Source organism: Halobacillus sp. ABR2_026, from assembly GCF_056158545.1.
On sequence record NZ_JBSWTM010000001.1, the window covers coordinates 2,012,981 to 2,031,076 of the forward strand.

Here is an 18,096-nt window from a genome sequence, read left to right on the forward strand (position 1 = left end):
GCGCAATCTCAAGGCTCGGTCAATAAATTATCAAACCTTGTCGGAACTTTTATCCAATTACCAGTAGGCTTGAATCAGTTCGCTGATCTGATGGGCCTGTTCCCGGACAAACGACTGTGTTTCTGTCGACTGAATATCACCGGAACCCATGCCCGGAACCCATAACACATGACCTTCAAGCTCTCCTTCGTATTTTTTCCATTTGCTGTCGAATGTAAAGAGAAAGATATGCTGGAAGGGTTGTTGTTTGAATTTCTGAATCCAGTCATTGATCCTCTTTTTTTCAGCGTCGTAGGAACCATCAAGATAATGATAATCAGGAGAGAGGAAGATTCTCCCTCGATATTCCTTTTCGATCAAATTGGTGAAAACCTGGTTAAGTTCCCGCTGGAACGCCTGCTTTACCATGTGCTGGTCGCTTCCTGGATCAAATGGAATTAAAGGAATGATAACGGTGTCAATATATTGTTTTTCAGGTATGTACTGGGTAGTATCTGCTTTCGTCCATTTCATAATTCAAATCATCCTTCTTCTATGTATTATTTTTTCTTCATTCTACTATATTTATTCAAAAATAAAAGCCTGGACCTTCCAAATTGAAGGTCCAGGCTTTCTTTTTTATAAGATTGCATTCAAATCCTGTTTGACTTTTTCAAGCTTACTACATAACACTTTGAATTCGTCTCGTTCACCGTTGACCAAAGCTACATCAATTTTGTTCTCTATGCTCTTTTGTCGATATTGCAATAAGCTGACAGACAGGAGGCGCTCCGCTTCATTTTTATCTCTATCGTTCAAATAATAGTCTTTCGGAAGGTAAGGGTTCTCTTCGAGAACGAGAGCATATTTCGAGCATTGCTGCGCATTCTCAAAATTCATTTGAATGTAAACAGGCTCGCCCTGGTTCATTCTTAGATCATGAAACGATTTCTCAGCATCATTGGTCATCACCTGCCCCTTATAAAAACGGAAAGGTGGGTCAGAAACACCCTGAGCACTGATTTCCATGCCTCGCGGGCAGAACTTTACTTCCTGGACAAAATGGACACTGGACAACAGAGATTCGTGGTTCATCAAATAGTTAAGAATCCAAACACTCTCTCGCTTTTTCAACTGAAAGTGATTCAAAAACCAGCGGACAAAGTCTTTTTTCTCATCCACAGAGATTGGTGTTTGCATATGGCGCCCCTCCTGCGCTTTATTAATCAGCTTATTGTTCTTTCAGCCGCCCGACGAAGTCCTCTATTTCTGTATCTGCAGGATCAATTGTCAGATATTCTTCGAATATTTTCCGTGCTTCTTCCATTCTTCCTTCTTCTACAAGGAAGTAGCCATAGGATTTCAGGAAATCTGTATCTTCCTTCAAGGATGGATATGCTTGCTGATACTGCTCATACGCTTCAGGGAATCTCTCTTCTTCTTCATATGCAAGAGCGAGTTCCCAATAATAGTTCGGATTTCTTCCCCGAGTGCCATTAATTCATTGACGAGATCAATAATCTTATCATTCATACCATCAGCTTTATAATTCTCAATCAGGAACAAAATAGCTTCTTTGTATCCTGGGTCCAAGGCGACAGCTTCTCTCATCCACCTATATCCTTCTTCTTTATTCCCTTGTTTATGGGACAAGGTACCTGCGAGGTGGTAAAGTTCCTTATTGAATTCATCTTTCGCAAGTCCTTTTTTAGCCATTTCCAATGCTTCGTTAGGCATTCCTTCTGAATCATAGGCCTGTGCCAGGTGAGGGTAGACAGATTGGAAATATGGATCTTTTTCTATCAGTTCCTCCCACACATGGATGGCGATATCATTCCGGTTCGCCTGAAAGGCTACAAAGCCATAGCGGAACATTACATCAGGATTGTCTTCTTCAACTTTTTGGAAATAATCGAGGGCTTGTTCAAATTCTCCATTAGCTGCATAAGCTTCGGCTAACCGTGTGGCGACTTCGATATCTCCAATTACGGGCTGGTGATGCATGGCGTTCTCGTAGTATGGGGCACTTTTGGCGTATTCCCCATTGGAAAACGCAAGTTCCCCCAGTGCGAAATCAATGATGGCTGAATTCGGCTCCACCTGCTTAGCCATCAACAATTTTTGTTCGGCTACTTCGAATAGCCCTTGAGCCTGATAGAGATCCGCCAGCTGTACAAGTGCCTGTAAGTAATCTTCATCTTCCGGCCCAAACTGATCCAACAGCTCAATCGCTTCGTCATCTTCATCTAAATCAATGTGGATCTCGGCCATCATCACTTTCAGTTCTTGTTCTTTAGGATAGCGCTGAATCAACTCCTGAAGCACCAATTTCGCTTCCTCGAGCATTCCCCATTGCATGTATAACTCTGCAATCGTGAACTTCTCTTCTTCATCCGCTTCCGGCAAATATTGTGTGAGAGTCTTTATTGCGTCTTCCGTCTGATGGGCTTCCATTTGACGGATAGCTTTTTGTATTTCCTCCATGATGACACCCTTTCCCGTTAAACAAAATGCTTGTGAACCTTCACTTTTATGTGGTTTCCAGGCTCTTCACAAATGACCTTTTGGTTCACTTGCTTTACCTGTCCATTCATAACCGTTACATTCGGAACAGGATTATGATATCTAAAATCTTTATACTCTTCAAACGTTCTGTCTTCAGATAACAGATAAAGATTATAATCCGCATGCCCTCCGGGAAGAATCCCCCCTTTGTGAGGGAAAATCCCACTGTCTTTCAAGTTTTTCAAGGAGAGCAATTCATCATCCTGTAAGTCTGTTAACTTAATGATACCATACTGTTCGCAAAGTGAAGACCACATTTCTGCATAGTTGTTCGACGTATTCTTTGTATCTTTGACGAACATTGTCAACGGCATTCGTTTATATCCCTGCGCCTGCGCCAGCCATTCCCAGCAAACATCTGATAGATCATGGACGGATTGGACTTCTACACATAAAAAGGGGCTCCCTTTCCTTGCAAAGTACCGGACCATTTCAGGTCGCAGCAACTTTGCCGGAACGACCGGTATAACCATGTAATCAAGTGGCAGTGATCTGCACCGATTTAAAAACTGGTCATATTGATCGCGGTAGTGACGTAAACTAGTCACTAGGTGTTGTGTGAGTAACAAGGTGCACCCTCTTTTTATGTAGTAAGATCCTGTAACCGTTGCAGAGGGTGAAGAAGATAGCGGCTCTATCAAATCCAACATCACATGACCTGGACTGACGTGGAAACCTCCCACATCCATTAACGTGTAAGGATGTTTCCCAGTCCGGTCTCTCACAAATCTCTCATCCTTGATCGTACACTCCGTAAAACAGGGGCCTTCATCATTTTCGACATATCCCTGAAACCAATAAGCTCCCATACGATGAAACCTCCAAGTAGGCTTTTTATATCGTATGAGAGCTTTACAGAAACTATGAAGTTATTTTAGTTTAGAACACGATTTAAATCGTTGAAAAAGGCAGGATAGGAAATGTTGATGCATTCTTTATCCTCTATGGTCACCCGATCTTCGCAAATCAAGGAAGCAACAGCGCCCATCATTCCAATACGATGGTCACCGAACGAATCGATACCGGCTCCTTTCAATGCTGATCCCCCCTGAATCACCATCCCATCTGGCCGTGCTTCTATATCGGCACCCAGAGCCTTCAATGTTTCTACAACAGCTCGGATACGGTCCGTCTCCTTGAATCTTAATTCCTCGGCATCTTTAATGACTGTCTCCCCTTCTGCCTGCGTTGCTGCAAGTGCGAGAATCGGAATTTCATCAATGACATTCGGGATAAGTTCACCTTCAAGGACCATTCCCTTCAAACGGCTGTAGCGAATGACAATGTCCCCGACAGGTTCACTTCCAATGTGTGTATGTACATCCACCTCGATGTCTGCCCCCATTGCTTTTAAGGCCTTTACGATTCCATCACGTGTCGGGTTCAATCCAACGTCACGGATGGTGAGTTGACTCCCCGGGACGATAGATGCTGCAACAAGGAAAAAAGCAGCGGATGAAATATCTCCAGGGACCTTAAGGTCTGAAGACACGGGCTGTTGTCCCCCACGAATCGTAATGGATCTGTCTTCTACCTGAACATCTACACCAAATTCCGGGAGCAGCATTTCAGTATGGTTTCTCGTCTCGCCTAGCTCTATCACTTCAGTTTCCCCTTCAGCGAGCATCCCCGCCAGAAGCAAGGCTGATTTAACCTGAGCACTTTTCACGGTCAATTCATGACGTGTACCATTCAGCTTTTTTCCGTTGAATGCGAGAGGGAGCAGCGAATCTTGTTCCCGTCCTATGATTTCAGCTCCCATATCTCCTAATGGCTTTACAACACGGTCCATCGGGCGTTTGGAAAGTGATTCGTCACCGAATGCGGTCGAGAATAACGGCAGCCCTGCAAGAACACCACTCATTAACCGAGCGGTCGTACCCGAATTTCCGAAGTTGATGGGCTGCGAAGGTTCTTTCAAATGAGAAATCCCTCTCCCATGAACCGTTATTTTATCCCCTTCTTGTTCAATATTCACACCCATAAGTCGAAAGGCTTCAACCGTTCGCAAACAATCTTCACCTGTCAGAAAGTTTGTAATCACTGAAGTTCCTTCCGCCAGTGCTGAAAAGATGACAGAACGATGGGAAATCGATTTGTCACCAGGTACTGACAACTCCCCGGTCACCCTTTTGGTAGTAGGTAATAATTCGATCGATGACATAAGACCCCTCCTTTACTCCTGGATCATCACTTCATATTGATAGCTATTCAATACTTGTTTACTCTTCCATTGCTCCGAACTTGTAGCGAAGCTAATCCTCAAAACACCTGTAATCCCCTCACGGATTTCCAGTATCTGTATGTTTTTAATGCTGATTGCCTCTTCCGCTAATATTCCGATCACGTCCCGGATCGCTCCCGGCTGGTCATGAATATCTACGTATACATCATAGAACGATGGGATGGCTCCTTTATCTTTGGAAGGAAGACCATCTCTGTAAAGCTTAGCATCCACCAGATATTTGTATGTTTTTTCTTTCTCACCTTGAGACAGATAATTTCTAATCCGCCCCATTTCTTCCATCCAATCATCGAGCATGGAAATGAGGAGTGTTTTATTCTGGAAGAAAATATCCTGCCAAAGTTTCGGGTTGCTTGAAGCAATCCTTGTGATATCTTTGAACCCTCCAGCGGCAAGCTGTTTGATATACGGATGCGTATCCTCCCATTCTTTCGCCTGGTGAACGAGAGAAGAAGCGATCAAATGCGGAAAATGAGAAATAACCGCAGTCATTTCATCATGTTCCTTCGTTGTAAATGTCACAAAACGAGCGTTTGTTTCCGATAACAACTCTTTAAGGAGATCCGCTTCTTCTTCACCCGCATGGACCGAAGGAGTCAATACGTAAATCGCATTCTCAAATAAATGAGGTTTAGCCGCCGTATACCCATGCTTATGAGAGCCCGCCATCGGGTGTCCTCCGACGAACGAAAGGTATGGGTGTGAAAGTTGATTCGCTGCCTCAAGTACCTGGTTCTTTACGGAAGATACATCGGTCACTACTAAAGGTTTGCTCAAATCAAGCGACTGAAGCTGTTGGATGTATTCGATGGTTATAGAAATCGGGGTAGCTAGAATACAGACATCTGCTTCTTTCGCTGCCTCTTTAAAATTAAAGGCCGCCTGATCGATCACTCCTTGTTTCAAAGCCATGTTAAGCGTCTCTTCATTACCATCCATTCCGACGATGAAGACTTCTTCTTTTTTAGAGACGTTCATAGCTATTGACCCACCAATGAGTCCTAAACCTACAATTAATATGTTCTTCCTCATTGTTCATCGACAGAAGCGAGTTTTTGTTTCATAGCTTCCTGAATTTCCTTCATGTCTTCTTCTTTACCGATCGTCAGTCGAATGGTATTCGGAAGACCTAATGCTTCTCCGGATCGGACGATGAACCCTTTTGTCAAAAGGTATTCGAACATTTCATCACCGCTGCAAGGCAGATGTATGAGCAGGAAGTTCGCCTGTGTATCGTAATAGTCCAAGCCTTGATCTTTACAAAACTCCATTAATGCTTGTTTATTTTTACGGTTTTCCTCAACCGTTTCATGGATAAATTCCTGATCATCCAGAGCAAGCAAAGCAGCTGCCTGAGCAACTGTGGATGTATTGAATGGCTCTCGTGATGGTTCTAGGACTTGAATGATATCAGGGTGTCCAACTCCATAACCGATTCGTAGGCCCGCAAGTCCGTAGGCTTTCGAGAAAGTTCTAAGCACCATTAGATTAGGATAATGATTCAACGCCTTGATCGCATCGAACGCATCGCCTGCTTCTAAATATTCATAGTACGCTTCATCAAGAACAACGAGAACATGTTCAGGAGTCCGTTCAAGAACGGACTGCAGAGTTGAATGATCAATGTGAACACCTGTAGGGTTATTTGGTGTACAAATCCATAAAACCCTTGTGTGCTCATCTATTTTTTGGAGCATTGTTTCCAAATCATGATGTCCATCAATCAAGGGAACTTCCCGGACTTCTGCTCCTTCAATCAATGCATTGTGTTTATATTGAGGAAAGGTTGGTGCAGCCATGACTGTATTCGCTCCAGGTTCAAGGAAGGTACGGCATATGATTTGGACAACTTCATCGGATCCATTCCCAAAGATCAGATGGTCTTCTTCCACCCCGAGAAAACCAGCGACTCTTTTCCTGATCTCTGCTCCATATCCATCCGGATAAATTTCCAAATTTGAAATTAACTTTGGCAGTTCTTTTTCTACTACGGGAGAGAAACCATACGGATTTTCATTGGAAGCAAGCTTCACAATCCGATCCAGTCCAAATTCCTTCTTCACTTCTTCTATACCTTTCCCCGGTTTATAGGGTTTCATATTTTTTAGGATGTCTTTTGCTTTCATTGGGAATACTCCTCTCAACTCTTTAAATCAGGTCTAAGTCGTACAGCATCATTATGGTAAATATGCTGAATTTCCTTTTGTTTGAGGTCTGTATGAGTGGTCACCATGACCCTGATACACTTTTCGAGACTTCCAGGGACAGGAATCTCCCTCATGCACATGACAGGGACATAGGTCCAACCTTTCATTTTCCTCAAAGACTTCGCAGGAAAAGCATCATTAAGATCTTCTGTTACCGTAAAGTAAACGGAAACGACATCCTCCGCGTCAATATGGTTGGAGGCAATGAGATCCTGCAGTAATTGATAGGATTGGTCAATAATTTCATCATGATCATTCTCATTAACTGTCGTTGCTCCTCGAATCCCACGAATCCTCATTCTCCGCTCACCTCATTTATTAACAGGGTCAACTGTTCCACAATCTGTTTTTTATCGATTTCTACAACGGAAGGTTGACTCAGCTCTTGAAGAAGAACAAAATTGATCTTCCTTCCAAGGGTTTTCTTATCCAGCAGCATCTTTTCCACTATCTGTTCGGGTTGGATCCTGTTTAGGATGGAAATTGGATACCCGTTGCTTACGAGCCATTGTTTGTATTCTCTGATCGGCAGTTGGGCACCTAACTGGGTACTGCTCAATTTCATCATGAACAACAGTCCTACAGCTACTGCTTCCCCATGAGTAATTTCACCATAACCTAAATCAGCCTCTATAGCGTGAGCAAGGGTATGGCCTAAATTTAAATGTTTCCTGAGCCCGGATTCTCTTTCATCTTTTTGGACAATAGCAGCTTTCACTCGGATCCCTTTTGTCAGATCCCGTTCCAACTGCTGAGCAGATAGGTCATGTAAAGAATCATTCAATAAATGATACGTCCATTCTTGATCACTTAAAAAGGCGTGCTTGATAACTTCTCCGTACCCCGAGCGCACTTCACGATCAGGCAGGGTTTCCATCGTTTCCAAGTCATAGATCACTTTTTTCGGATGGTAGAAAGATCCAATTAAATTCTTGCCTTTTAGATGATTGATTCCGACTTTTCCTCCTACACTGCTGTCGTGGGCGAGGATTGTCGTAGGAACCTGTATGAAATCTACTCCTCGGAGGTAAGTAGATGCAGTAAACCCAGCCAAATCGCCAATCATGCCGCCACCGAGGGCGACAACGAGGGATTTACGATCGAGTTTCCGATCCACACATTGATCAAGAAGCTCTGAGTACCTTTCCATACTTTTTGAAGATTCACCCGCAGACACAACCGCTGTGTAGACGGGGGCCGCTCCTTTTAAACTCTCTGTTACATCCTGCAAGTAATAGTCGCAAATAATACTATCGGTGATCACCAGAATGGATGTGTACCCATCTTCAATAAATTCACCAAGTTTATGCCTGAGTCCTTGAGCAATGAGAACTTCGTATGTGTGACTGCTTGCTTGAATCGTAACAGATTCCATTAAAATTCCCTGATTTCCTTACGGTAGTCATCCACCGCTTTTTTCAACCGTGGGAAGTAATCGGATGGAAACTCTTCAGTAATGGCTTTCGCTAATTCGAAAGCTACAATGTGTTCCATGACAACAGAAGCCGCCGGAACTGCACAAGAATCAGAACGTTCGATACTGGCATTGAACGGTTCTTTTGTTTCGATATCTACACTTTGTAGAGGCTTGTACAACGTAGGGATCGGTTTCATAACACCTTTCACGACAATCGGCATTCCAGTAGTCATACCGCCCTCAAAACCACCGAGTCGGTTTGTCCGGCGAGAATATCCACTTTCCTCATCCCATAAAATTTCATCGTGGACCTGGCTTCCGTTTCTTCTTGCTGCTTCGAAACCAATACCGAATTCCACCCCTTTATAAGCGTTAATACTCATAACAGCCTGGGCGATTTTCGCATCCAATTTCCGGTCATATTGGACATATGAACCAAGTCCAGCCGGCATCCCTTCCACGTAAACTTCTGTGACTCCACCGATAGAATCGCCTTCTTTTTTTGCTTCATCAATGGCGTTCATCATTTTTCCTGCAGCTTCTTCATCGAATGTACGAACAGGAGACGCTTCAGAAATTTCTCTCCGCTGCTGGAGCGTTAGATTTTCGTCAACATCTGAAACGATGCCAGCGATTTCACGTACATAGCCTGCGACTTCAATACCAAGCTCCTTCAGGAGGACTTTAGCAACAGCTCCTGCCCCCACCCTTGCAGCCGTTTCTCTGGCTGAAGAACGCTCCAATACGTTACGCATATCTCTATGCCCATATTTCATCCCACCATTAAGATCAGCATGACCTGGGCGAGGTTTCGTTACCGTACGCCGGATTTTCTGTGTCTCTTCCGGCAGAGGGTCTTCTCCCATAATGTCTGTCCAATGTTTGAAATCATCATTGTTTACGACTAATGTAATCGGGGAACCGAGGGTGTACCCATGCCGGACCCCGCTTGTAATTTCAACAAGATCTTTTTCGATCTGCATACGTTTTCCACGCCCATATCCGCCTTGGCGTCTAATAAGGGATTCGTTTATTTGTTCTCTCAATAGAGGGAGATGAGAAGGAATTCCCTCTATAATTGTAGTTAGTTGCTTTCCATGTGATTCACCAGCGGTCAAGTAGCGCATGTTACGTACCTCCTATGTAATCCACCCTTTTGAAGGGGGGTGTTCTAAATTTTAGATACTACTATATCATATGGATTTCAATTTGTGGTATCTAATTATCGGAAATTTTATAAAAAAAGACCGGAAAACGCTTCCGACCTCTTAATTGTGGGGCTTTTTGTAAAAGAACGTATCAAAAATCTCAAATCCATGATTTTGTGGAGAAAAGATCTGCTCCGTACTACCCACAAAGAAAATACCACCTTCTACCAGAGATTGATTAAAATTCCTATACATTCCCGTTTTTGCTTCCTCCGTAAAATAGATCATGACATTTCGACAGACGATGAGATCGAATCCGCTTGGATAACGATCAGCCAGTAAGTTATGTTTTTTGAACGTCACACTTTTTTTTATGTCGTCGACGACTCTGTAGGATCCCCCTTCTTTTCTAAAGTATTTCTGCAGGATAACCGGTGAAACTTCCTTAAGGGAGCGTTCATGATACACCCCCTCTTCAGCCTTCCTTAATGCAGCGGGGTCCAGATCTGTCGCAAGAATTTCCACTTGATGCAGCGGCATGTGCCTATGAAGGATCATCGCCAGCGTGTAAGGTTCCTCTCCGGTAGAACAAGCCGCACTCCAAATTCTCAACTTTTTCTTTCGCTGTAGAAGATATGGAATCACTTGATCTTCAAGTATTTCAAAGCGCTTTCGGTTTCTGTAAAATTCAGACACATTGATCGTCATCCGATCTAATAATTCATCCAGTAATCCAGAATCTTTATTTAATGCCCTGTAATAGGTGCCAAAATCCATATACCCTCTTTTTTCTCTTAAGGAAGTCAGCCTTCTTTTCATTTGGGCTTCTTTATATTGTGATAAATCGATACCTGTGATTCGGTGTATATTCTCCGTAAATTGTATGTAATCCTGACTCATCCCCTGAACTCCTTCCACTTCTTCCCTATAAGCGTACTTCAGCATCGTTCTGTTGTAAACGTGAGAATTGAATTTCTTTGCCCCCTCATTGAAAGGATACAGGCGGAAGGGATTACTCCATCAATGGACATCCTGGTTCGGTTTCTTGGGCCAATGATGATGACTAGTATTAAGCGGTACATATAAAAAGGCCACCTTTTAAAAGGTGGCCTTCTCTTATTAATAGATCCAGTTCATAGCGTCTTTTTCGTATTGAACAAGTTCTTTCGTATCAAAGAACAAGCCAATTTCACGTTCAGCACTTTCTTGTGAATCTGAGCCATGGATGACGTTTTTCCCTACAGTTACCCCGTAATCCCCACGAATCGTTCCAGGAGCAGCCTCCGAAGGTTTCGTAGCCCCCATCATCGTACGTGCAGTGGCGATTACATTTTCGCCTTCCCATACCATGGCGAAGACAGGACCTGATGTAATGAAATCGACCAGCTCACCGAAGAAAGGTTTATCTTTGTGCTCTCCATAATGTTCTTCTGCAAGTTCTGTAGGAATGGCCATCAGTTTAGCCCCTGCCAGTTTAAACCCTTTGTGTTCAAATCTTGCTGTAATGTCACCGATCAAATTGCGTTGTACACCGTCTGGTTTAACCATTAAAAATGTCTTTTCCATGACAAACACCTCATCTTATGTATAGTGTGAAAGCGCTTTTAATAAGTGCCATAAAAAAGTCTATCAAACAAAGGGAAGAAAGGCAATAGATTTATGCCCTTCTTTTACCAATATACTTTGCGATGCCTTTCAACGTCTGCTTCGCTCGGTTGGCTGGTAATCTGCCCAAAGATTGATAGGCCTTCTTCAAATAACGATCACTGATCTCAAGCGACCGTTCAATCGAACCATTGGTTTGAATTTGTCGGATTAATTCTTCCAGCTGATCTGAAGATAGTTCTTCTTTCTCCTGAAAGGCGACTTCGAGCTGCTGCCTGAAATCTGGATCCTCCATGGAAAGCAGGACAGGGAGTGTGATGTTCCCCTGGAGAAGGTCACTTCCTGCAGGCTTCCCCAACTCCTCCTCTGACGCAGTAAAATCCAGCACATCATCGATGATTTGATAGGACATTCCGACATAGTACCCGTACTGATATAGAGCGTGTTCATGTCTTTCGTCAGCATCTGCTGCAATTGCACCCAGTCTACAGCTTGCAGCAATAAGCAGCGCTGTTTTTCGTTTGATTCTTCGCAAATAGGTTCTAACATTTTGTTCTGTATTGAATTTATCCTTAATCTGCTCGATTTCACCTAAGCATAATTCCACCATTGTCCCGGCAAGGATCTGATGGGCACGGGGATTTTCGAGAACGGATAAATTCTCAAGTGAGCGTGCAAAAATATAATCGCCGGTATACATGGCTATCCGGTTGTCCCAACGGGATTTAATCGTAGGTTCACCACGACGCAACTCCGCTTCGTCGATGACATCATCATGCACGAGCGATGCAGTATGTATAAGTTCCAGTGAGACAGCAACAGCTTTCATACGCTCAATATCGTAAGTACCGAACTTCCCGCCGAGCAGGACAAAGACAGGACGGATCCTTTTACCTCCTGCTTGCAGCAATTGGCTCGAAGCTTCTCGCAAAACCGGGTTATCCGACTTGATTGTATCGTTTACAGCTTCTTCAATGACCGCTAAATCATTTTTAAGAAAAGAATAGATCATAGCTAATTTCATGGCATTTCATCCTTAGTTATTGCTTTTCACCCATATGCATGGCTGCAACGCCGCCCGTATAGGATTTCATTGTCACTTTTTTAAACCCGACATCTTCAAACATCCGCTTCAATTCCTTTTTGCCGGGGAAATCTTTGGCTGATTCATGAAGCCAGCTGTATTCCTGATAACTTTTTGCAAAAAGCTTACCGAATAAAGGCATGATTTTCCCAAAGTAGAAATAATAGAGCCTTTTGAAAAGCGGATTGGTAGGTTGAGACGTTTCCAGACAAACGACTTTCCCCCCCGGCTTAACCACCCGGTACATTTCCTTCAACACTTGGTGATAATCTGGTACGTTTCTTAATCCAAAGCCGATCGTAACGTGATCGAATTCGTTATCTTTATAGGGAAGAGCCATCGCATTCCCATGCTGGAATTCGACTTGCTTCACTTTCCCGGAGATTTTCTTTTTAATCCCGACAGATAACATGTTTTCACTGAAATCGAGCCCGATAACTTTCCCCTCTGTACCTACGGCTTCTGCAAGGGTCATCGTCCAGTCCCCTGTTCCGCAGCATACATCAAGCGCATAATCACCCTTCTGAACATTCATCCGTTTCATGACATCCCGGCGCCATAAACGGTGTTGCTGGAAAGAGATGATTGAATTCATACTGTCATATCGCTCGTAAATTTTTTCAAATACGTGATGAACTCTTTCTTCTTTTGATTGTGGTTCCATATTCACCCTTCTTCCGCTATCTGTCTATGGTTGAATTGATGATGGATCGCTGAATGCATATACGATTTGAGCCAGTTGAAATGAACAGGGAGCTGAGTAATCGTTGTTTCCAACCGGTGCACATGTGTCTGCAGCATCTGCTCTATATTGACGAGTACCTGCCCACTGTTTCCGAGAAGTGCCGGACGCTTGATCAGGACATCAATGAGGGGAGAGAATTTGCCCTCCTGATAACTGCGCTTCTCTTCAAGCAGCTTCTTAGCAAGCAGCCAGTCTCCCGCCATATCATTGATGGCTGTCTTTTGTACATAGGAAGCGACCCGTTGAATGAGAAGAGATTCGATTTTCTTCAACCCATCCAAAAATTCCTGGAACGAATCAACATCTTTATAATACAGTTCCATCTTCAACTCATTGATTTCCTTAATGGCACCGGCAAGCGTATGAATCATCGGAATGTCATCAAGTTGAGACAGAAGATAATAATACAATCCACTGTAATAATCACCGGCCAACACTGTCAGCTGTCTGCTCCGCACAACATCACGGTCATCGTCCACATCGGACAAAGTCACAAGGTCATGCGTATCGAGCGCAATTTGTACAAGCATCGTCGTAATAATGTATTGTTCCTTTTTCTTATCAGATAAGTTGGTATGATCCATTATAGAAGAAAGGATCACAAGCTTGTCTTCATCGATCGTCGGCTCAGGGATAAAGCGTACCAAATAAGGGTGGCGAACTTTTGAAGCTATTTTCCGTTTGAGTTGTTTGATGTCATTATCTGCAGAATTCAACTTGATCACCTTGTCCCTTCCTGAACACTATTAAACCAAACCCATTATAGCATATCTACCCATATACTGTTTACTATGTATGCGTTCGCAGAGCAGGGTTTACTCTTCTTCGTTCTCCATCTCACCGTGGGCTGTTTGAATAACTGCTTTTCCCCGGACTTTGACGGCGGAAGTGTGTTCTGTAAACTGAGCGATCATCACTTCCCCTTTATCCAGTTTCTCGGAATGATGAAATCTTGTATCCGTTCCACGTGTGAGACCGATGACATTGACACCATCTTCAAGTGCTTTGATTACGAAAAAATCATTATTTGATGTAGTCAAAAAGACCGCCTCCTTCTAGTATCATTACTATCTCTTACAAGGGGGAGTTTTGTCAAAGCATCCACCTCGTTCCTAAATGTAATTCCATCGTCTTTCACCATTATGGCCTTCTTACAATGTTTTCATAAACAAAAAAAGAAAAAGGGTGCACATGCACCCTTTTTCGAAGCCCTATGTAGCTGATTATTTAACCGCATCTTTAAGGGCTTTACCAGGTTTGAACGCTGGTACTTTGCTTGCGGAGATTTCGATTTCTTCTCCAGTTTGTGGGTTACGACCTTTACGAGCCGCACGCTCACGTACTTCGAAGTTACCGAATCCAATAAGCTGGACTTTATCACCGTCTTTAAGTGAATCCATGATAGATTCGAATACAGAATCTACAGCTTGTGTTGCATCTTTCTTAGAAAGATCAGCTTTTTCAGATACCGCATTGATTAGATCTGTTTTGTTCATGCCATTCACCTCCTCCCAAGAAGGTTTAACTCATTCAAGTGGATTCAACCACTCCAAATGTTTATTTAGGTGCCATCATTTGATGACAAGCCTTATAATAAACGAGTTTAAAGCGAAATTCAATAGACAATCCTGTAAAAATCGCGTAACAACGCGACTTTCAGGCTGAATTACGCTTCATTTCAGGTGTAGCTTACCATAATCTTCATGAAGGTGCAAACTCTCAGAAACGTTGCCATGACGGGATTTTTGATAATTTTAGAGATCTTCACTAAGGTAATTACGACATCCAGCTGATAAAACCCTCTATAATCCGTAATTTTTTTCATAAAATCAAGAAAAAACAGGTGTTTCCCTCGTTTCCAAGCAATAATAGAAGCTCTTCCCCTCTAAATATGCGAAGGGTGTTTGGTCTCTTTTCTTCCAGGGCTTCCTGTTATTTTTCTGGTGTAGAGGGATACTTTTTCTTGCTCATTATCTTCACTGACGATGGATCATAAGAAACCAGCCCTTTTAAACGACTAGGTCAGCAAGGGAACTGTTACACCCTCTCTCTGACTTAAAAAAATTGATACGGTGTGAAAAATCAACTTCAAAAAGCCTGAGACAAAATTAAAAACGGCTCACACAGAGCCGTTATAAAATGATCGCGATCATACCACCAGATCCTTCATTGATGATACGTTCAAGCGTTTCTTTTAATTTATACCTGGCGTTCTCAGGCATGAGGGCGAGCTTCGCCTGGATTCCTTCGCGTACGATGGAGCTTAACGAACGACCGAAGATATCGGAATTCCAAATCGATAATGGATCTTCCTCAAAATCCTGCATAAGGTATCTCACGAGTTCTTCGCTTTGTTTCTCTGTTCCGATAATCGGAGAGAACTCGGATTGTACATCCACTTTCACCATATGGATGGAAGGAGCTACGGCTTTCAATCTTACGCCGAACCTAGAACCTTGGCGAATGATTTCGGGTTCATCTAAAGTCATATCTTCCAATGTAGGGGCTGCAATGCCGTATCCTGTCTGTTTAACCATCTGCATCGCATCCGCTACCTGGTCATATTCCCGCTTAGCATGAGCGAAATCCTGCATAATTTCCAAAAGATGATCTTTTCCTCTTATTTCTTCTCCGACAATTTCTTTTAAAACGTGATCATACAAGTATTCAGGGGCCTGAAGGTCAATTTCAGCAATTCCTTCACCCAGATCCATACCAGAGATGTGAGCCCCTGTAATGTACTCATATTGATCGAAATTTCCGACTACTGTATCTACATCTCTCAGGCGCTTAATGTCTTTAACCGTATCTTCTATAGCCTCCTGGAGGTTATTTCTTAACCAGTGCCGGGAATCCAGTACCATTACCCAGCTCGGAAGATTAACATTAACTTCGAGTACCGGGAACTCAAACAAAGCTTCTCTCAAAACGCTTTGCACATCAGCTTCGCGCATGCTTTCAACCGACAGCGCAAGAACCGGGATATCGTATTTCTCAGAAAGGTTTGCTCTAAGCTTTTCCGTATTCGGATGATGAGGTTGTGCGGAGTTTACGATCATGATAAACGGCTTTCCGACTTCCCTCAATTCCTCTACAATTTTTTCTTCTGCCTCGACATAATCTCCCCGGGCGATTTCACCGATTGTGCCGTCTGTCGTTACAACAATCCCGATCGTTGAGTGTTCCTGAATGACCTTCTGTGTACCTATTTCAGCAGCTTCATGAAAAGGAATGGCCTCTTCATACCATGGCGTGTGGATCATCCTTGGTCCATGCTCATCTTCGTACCCGACAGCTCCATTAACCGCATACCCAACACAGTCCACCATCCGCACGCGGATATCAAGGTGGTCATCGATATTGATATTGGCTGCCTGGTTAGGGACGAACTTAGGTTCTGTCGTCATGATCGTCTTTCCAGCCGCACTTTGTGGAAGTTCATCCAATGCACGCTCTCGTTCGGATTCTTCCTCCATATTTGGTAACACAACAAGTTCCATGAATTTTTTTATGAATGTAGATTTTCCAGTCCGGACAGCCCCGACAACTCCCAAATAAATATCTCCATTTGTCCGTTTGGAAATATCACTGAAGATATCAACCTTTTCCAAAGGATCCCCTCCCAAATAAAATTTCACCTTCATACAAGCCTAGACAATCTAATTCTATGACGTTGTCCTAGTGGAATATGCAAGAAATTATAAGTTCAGTAACCCACCCTAAGGCACAGTCATAGATTTTCGCATAAACAAGAGTGGAGGATTACGGGATCGGTAAGGTTCCATTACGTATTCGTTTATGCTCACTAAGAATCTATGAAAAAAACCGCTCCTCTATGCAGGAACGGTTTGCTTTCATGATGCGGGCTTCGCTTTTAAGAAAACTGGCTCGCCTTCTTCTATTGTATAGGATGTTGAGTAGGCAGGAACGAATGGTGTATGATCCGTCAGCAAATAACGAATATCCTCGCCTGGCGTATAACTATGATCTTCATTCCTTAAGTACGTATACAAATCTTTCCGGTAATCGATATGGACTTTCCCCTGTTCATTTAAAAACACTGGGAGATCCTGATCAGAATAAGGACTGTCCACCATGGCAGGCTCATCCAGTCCGATTTTTTCATAATCGAGTTCATACACGCCTGGGGCCACGAAGTCTCCCAATGGAGGATACTTGTTATTTTCTCTGTAAAAACTAACCTTCACCTGAAGGGAACGTACTTCCTCTGTCGTCCGAAGATCCAGAACCTTCACGGTAGGGTCTGTTTCAGGATGAATGATCACATACTGATAATGACCTCCGTTTTCAAAGGATGTTCCCGGCAAATCATTGATCAAGTTCAATTCTTTAAGTTTACTAAAATCAATCGGGTATTTTTGAAAGATCGGTGTATCCTGCTCTTTCGTTTTTATGGGCAGCAGGCCGTTCTTTTCTTTCTGATAGCTGTCTACAGCCTCCTGAACCCTTTCGAGTTGTTGGTCGTTCGGTACCTGGTTCTTAGCCAGCTTGTTCTGCGGATAAAGACACCCAGTAAGCAACAAGGCAGTCATTGGAAGAATCAGGATAAGTAAGCGTTTCATGTAGAGTCCTCCTTAGTCAGGCTGTCGGTCCGCTCAGGACGATATAAAGGATGATGAGACCGCCGAAAATCATGAAAAGATAAGCGAATACCGCAATCAGACCTGATAAAAATCCTTTCATTTTATATCTGCTGAGATAGATCAAACCAACAGAAAGGAACAATGAGATAATTCCTGCGAAGGATATGTACATTTTAAGCATCGATTCAGACACAGATTTTCCTCCTTCAAGCACACTTTGCTTTTGGTATTATACCACAAGTCCATTCAATCAGACAGATAAGAAATAGAGTCTAGCAGTCTTTCACAACTATTGGTAAGTACACCTTTATCCAAACTCGTTCGTTAAAAATGAATATGTCCGTTTTGTTTCAAAACCATCACAGATGAACTTACATACGGTTCAAAGAACACGGTGGTGAGAAGTTTGGCTGACAACACCATGCAGAGCATAAAAATTCGAGTAAGTAAGCCGCCATCCATGCACAAAAATGAGTGACTCCACCAACAAGAGGCGA

The 18,096-nt window shown here is 43.1% G+C and carries 21 protein-coding genes; all 21 read right to left on the reverse strand.

From position 1 onward, the window contains the following. Positions 1-57 precede the first annotated feature (57 nt). Positions 58-513, reverse strand: coding sequence for a YpiF family protein (locus tag ACXADE_RS10385; protein WP_474980396.1), 456 nt, complete (start codon positions 511-513; stop codon positions 58-60). A gap of 105 nt (positions 514-618) precedes the next feature. After that, entirely contained in the window at positions 619-1,179 is a 561-nt protein-coding gene (locus tag ACXADE_RS10390; protein ID WP_474980397.1) for a ReoY family proteolytic degradation factor, read from the reverse strand. A 31-nt stretch (positions 1,180-1,210) separates the two neighbouring features. Next, positions 1,211-1,366: a tetratricopeptide repeat protein gene (locus ACXADE_RS10395; protein WP_474980398.1), complete on the reverse strand. Its 156-nt coding sequence runs from the start codon at positions 1,364-1,366 to the stop codon at positions 1,211-1,213. Continuing rightward, complete coding sequence (locus ACXADE_RS10400) at positions 1,363-2,463, reverse strand: tetratricopeptide repeat protein (protein ID WP_474980399.1); 1,101 nt, start codon at positions 2,461-2,463, stop codon at positions 1,363-1,365. The genes ACXADE_RS10395 and ACXADE_RS10400 overlap by 4 nt, the downstream gene beginning before the upstream one ends. A 17-nt stretch (positions 2,464-2,480) precedes the next feature. After that, the gene (locus tag ACXADE_RS10405; RefSeq protein ID WP_474980400.1) at positions 2,481-3,113 is read right to left on the reverse strand and encodes a hypothetical protein; all 633 of its coding nucleotides are present in this window, start codon (positions 3,111-3,113) and stop codon (positions 2,481-2,483) included. Between the two features lie 305 nt (positions 3,114-3,418). Beyond that, complete coding sequence (gene aroA / locus ACXADE_RS10410) at positions 3,419-4,708, reverse strand: 3-phosphoshikimate 1-carboxyvinyltransferase (RefSeq protein ID WP_474980401.1); 1,290 nt, start codon at positions 4,706-4,708, stop codon at positions 3,419-3,421. 12 nt (positions 4,709-4,720) lie between these two features. Then, a complete protein-coding gene (locus ACXADE_RS10415) occupies positions 4,721-5,821 on the reverse strand; it encodes a prephenate dehydrogenase (protein ID WP_474980402.1) in 1,101 nt (366 codons plus the stop codon). Beyond that, a complete protein-coding gene (gene hisC / locus ACXADE_RS10420) occupies positions 5,818-6,915 on the reverse strand; it encodes a histidinol-phosphate transaminase (protein ID WP_474980403.1) in 1,098 nt (365 codons plus the stop codon). The genes ACXADE_RS10415 and hisC overlap by 4 nt, the downstream gene beginning before the upstream one ends. 14 nt (positions 6,916-6,929) lie before the next feature. Beyond that, the gene (gene aroH, locus ACXADE_RS10425) at positions 6,930-7,295 is read right to left on the reverse strand and encodes a chorismate mutase (protein WP_474980404.1); all 366 of its coding nucleotides are present in this window, start codon (positions 7,293-7,295) and stop codon (positions 6,930-6,932) included. Next, positions 7,292-8,371, reverse strand: coding sequence for a 3-dehydroquinate synthase (aroB, locus tag ACXADE_RS10430; RefSeq protein ID WP_474980405.1), 1,080 nt, complete (start codon positions 8,369-8,371; stop codon positions 7,292-7,294). Before aroB ends, aroH begins: the two co-directional genes overlap by 4 nt. After that, positions 8,371-9,540, reverse strand: a complete 1,170-nt coding sequence (gene aroC, locus ACXADE_RS10435; protein WP_474980406.1) for a chorismate synthase — start codon at positions 9,538-9,540, stop codon at positions 8,371-8,373. Before aroC ends, aroB begins: the two co-directional genes overlap by 1 nt. Before the next feature lie 141 nt (positions 9,541-9,681). Then, positions 9,682-10,461, reverse strand: a complete 780-nt coding sequence (locus ACXADE_RS10440) for a CheR family methyltransferase (protein ID WP_474980407.1) — start codon at positions 10,459-10,461, stop codon at positions 9,682-9,684. 219 nt (positions 10,462-10,680) lie between these two features. Continuing rightward, positions 10,681-11,127 (reverse strand): nucleoside-diphosphate kinase, encoded by a 447-nt coding sequence (ndk, locus tag ACXADE_RS10445; RefSeq protein WP_474980408.1) that lies wholly within the window; start codon positions 11,125-11,127, stop codon positions 10,681-10,683. A gap of 91 nt (positions 11,128-11,218) precedes the next feature. Beyond that, positions 11,219-12,190: a heptaprenyl diphosphate synthase component II gene (gene hepT, locus ACXADE_RS10450; RefSeq protein ID WP_474980409.1), complete on the reverse strand. Its 972-nt coding sequence runs from the start codon at positions 12,188-12,190 to the stop codon at positions 11,219-11,221. Positions 12,191-12,206: 16 nt separating this feature from the next. Further along, entirely contained in the window at positions 12,207-12,914 is a 708-nt protein-coding gene (locus ACXADE_RS10455) for a demethylmenaquinone methyltransferase (RefSeq protein ID WP_474980410.1), read from the reverse strand. A gap of 2 nt (positions 12,915-12,916) precedes the next feature. Continuing rightward, positions 12,917-13,720, reverse strand: coding sequence for a heptaprenyl diphosphate synthase component 1 (locus ACXADE_RS10460; protein WP_474980411.1), 804 nt, complete (start codon positions 13,718-13,720; stop codon positions 12,917-12,919). A 90-nt stretch (positions 13,721-13,810) separates the two neighbouring features. Further along, positions 13,811-14,035, reverse strand: coding sequence for a trp RNA-binding attenuation protein MtrB (gene mtrB / locus ACXADE_RS10465; RefSeq protein ID WP_474980412.1), 225 nt, complete (start codon positions 14,033-14,035; stop codon positions 13,811-13,813). Positions 14,036-14,218: 183 nt separating this feature from the next. Next, a complete protein-coding gene (locus ACXADE_RS10470) occupies positions 14,219-14,491 on the reverse strand; it encodes an HU family DNA-binding protein (protein ID WP_008638574.1) in 273 nt (90 codons plus the stop codon). A 636-nt stretch (positions 14,492-15,127) separates the two neighbouring features. Continuing rightward, positions 15,128-16,606 carry a stage IV sporulation protein A gene (gene spoIVA, locus ACXADE_RS10475; protein WP_474980413.1) on the reverse strand — a complete coding sequence of 493 codons (1,479 nt, stop codon included), beginning with the start codon at positions 16,604-16,606 and terminating at the stop codon, positions 15,128-15,130. 243 nt (positions 16,607-16,849) lie between these two features. Next, complete coding sequence (locus ACXADE_RS10480) at positions 16,850-17,578, reverse strand: hypothetical protein (protein ID WP_474980414.1); 729 nt, start codon at positions 17,576-17,578, stop codon at positions 16,850-16,852. Between the two features lie 16 nt (positions 17,579-17,594). Then, on the reverse strand, positions 17,595-17,792 hold the full coding sequence (locus ACXADE_RS10485; protein ID WP_474980415.1) for a DUF2768 domain-containing protein: 198 nt from the start codon (positions 17,790-17,792) through the stop codon (positions 17,595-17,597). Positions 17,793-18,096: the final 304 nt, after the last annotated feature.

Bases quoted from the DNA above. Each gene is read 5' to 3' on its own strand.
- ACXADE_RS10385 (WP_474980396.1), bottom strand. From the start codon at position 513: ATGAAATGGACGAAAGCAGATACTACCCAGTACATACCTGAAAAACAA.
- ACXADE_RS10390 (WP_474980397.1), bottom strand. From the start codon at position 1,179: ATGCAAACACCAATCTCTGTGGATGAGAAAAAAGACTTTGTCCGCTGG.
- ACXADE_RS10400 (WP_474980399.1), bottom strand. From the start codon at position 2,463: ATGGAGGAAATACAAAAAGCTATCCGTCAAATGGAAGCCCATCAGACG.
- aroA (WP_474980401.1), bottom strand. From the start codon at position 4,708: ATGTCATCGATCGAATTATTACCTACTACCAAAAGGGTGACCGGGGAG.
- ACXADE_RS10415 (WP_474980402.1), bottom strand. From the start codon at position 5,821: ATGAGGAAGAACATATTAATTGTAGGTTTAGGACTCATTGGTGGGTCA.
- hisC (WP_474980403.1), bottom strand. From the start codon at position 6,915: ATGAAAGCAAAAGACATCCTAAAAAATATGAAACCCTATAAACCGGGG.
- aroH (WP_474980404.1), bottom strand. From the start codon at position 7,295: ATGAGGATTCGTGGGATTCGAGGAGCAACGACAGTTAATGAGAATGAT.
- aroB (WP_474980405.1), bottom strand. From the start codon at position 8,371: ATGGAATCTGTTACGATTCAAGCAAGCAGTCACACATACGAAGTTCTC.
- aroC (WP_474980406.1), bottom strand. From the start codon at position 9,540: ATGCGCTACTTGACCGCTGGTGAATCACATGGAAAGCAACTAACTACA.
- ACXADE_RS10440 (WP_474980407.1), bottom strand. From the start codon at position 10,461: ATGAGTCAGGATTACATACAATTTACGGAGAATATACACCGAATCACA.
- ndk (WP_474980408.1), bottom strand. From the start codon at position 11,127: ATGGAAAAGACATTTTTAATGGTTAAACCAGACGGTGTACAACGCAAT.
- hepT (WP_474980409.1), bottom strand. From the start codon at position 12,190: ATGAAATTAGCTATGATCTATTCTTTTCTTAAAAATGATTTAGCGGTC.
- ACXADE_RS10455 (WP_474980410.1), bottom strand. From the start codon at position 12,914: ATGGAACCACAATCAAAAGAAGAAAGAGTTCATCACGTATTTGAAAAA.
- ACXADE_RS10470 (WP_008638574.1), bottom strand. From the start codon at position 14,491: ATGAACAAAACAGATCTAATCAATGCGGTATCTGAAAAAGCTGATCTT.
- ACXADE_RS10480 (WP_474980414.1), bottom strand. From the start codon at position 17,578: ATGAAACGCTTACTTATCCTGATTCTTCCAATGACTGCCTTGTTGCTT.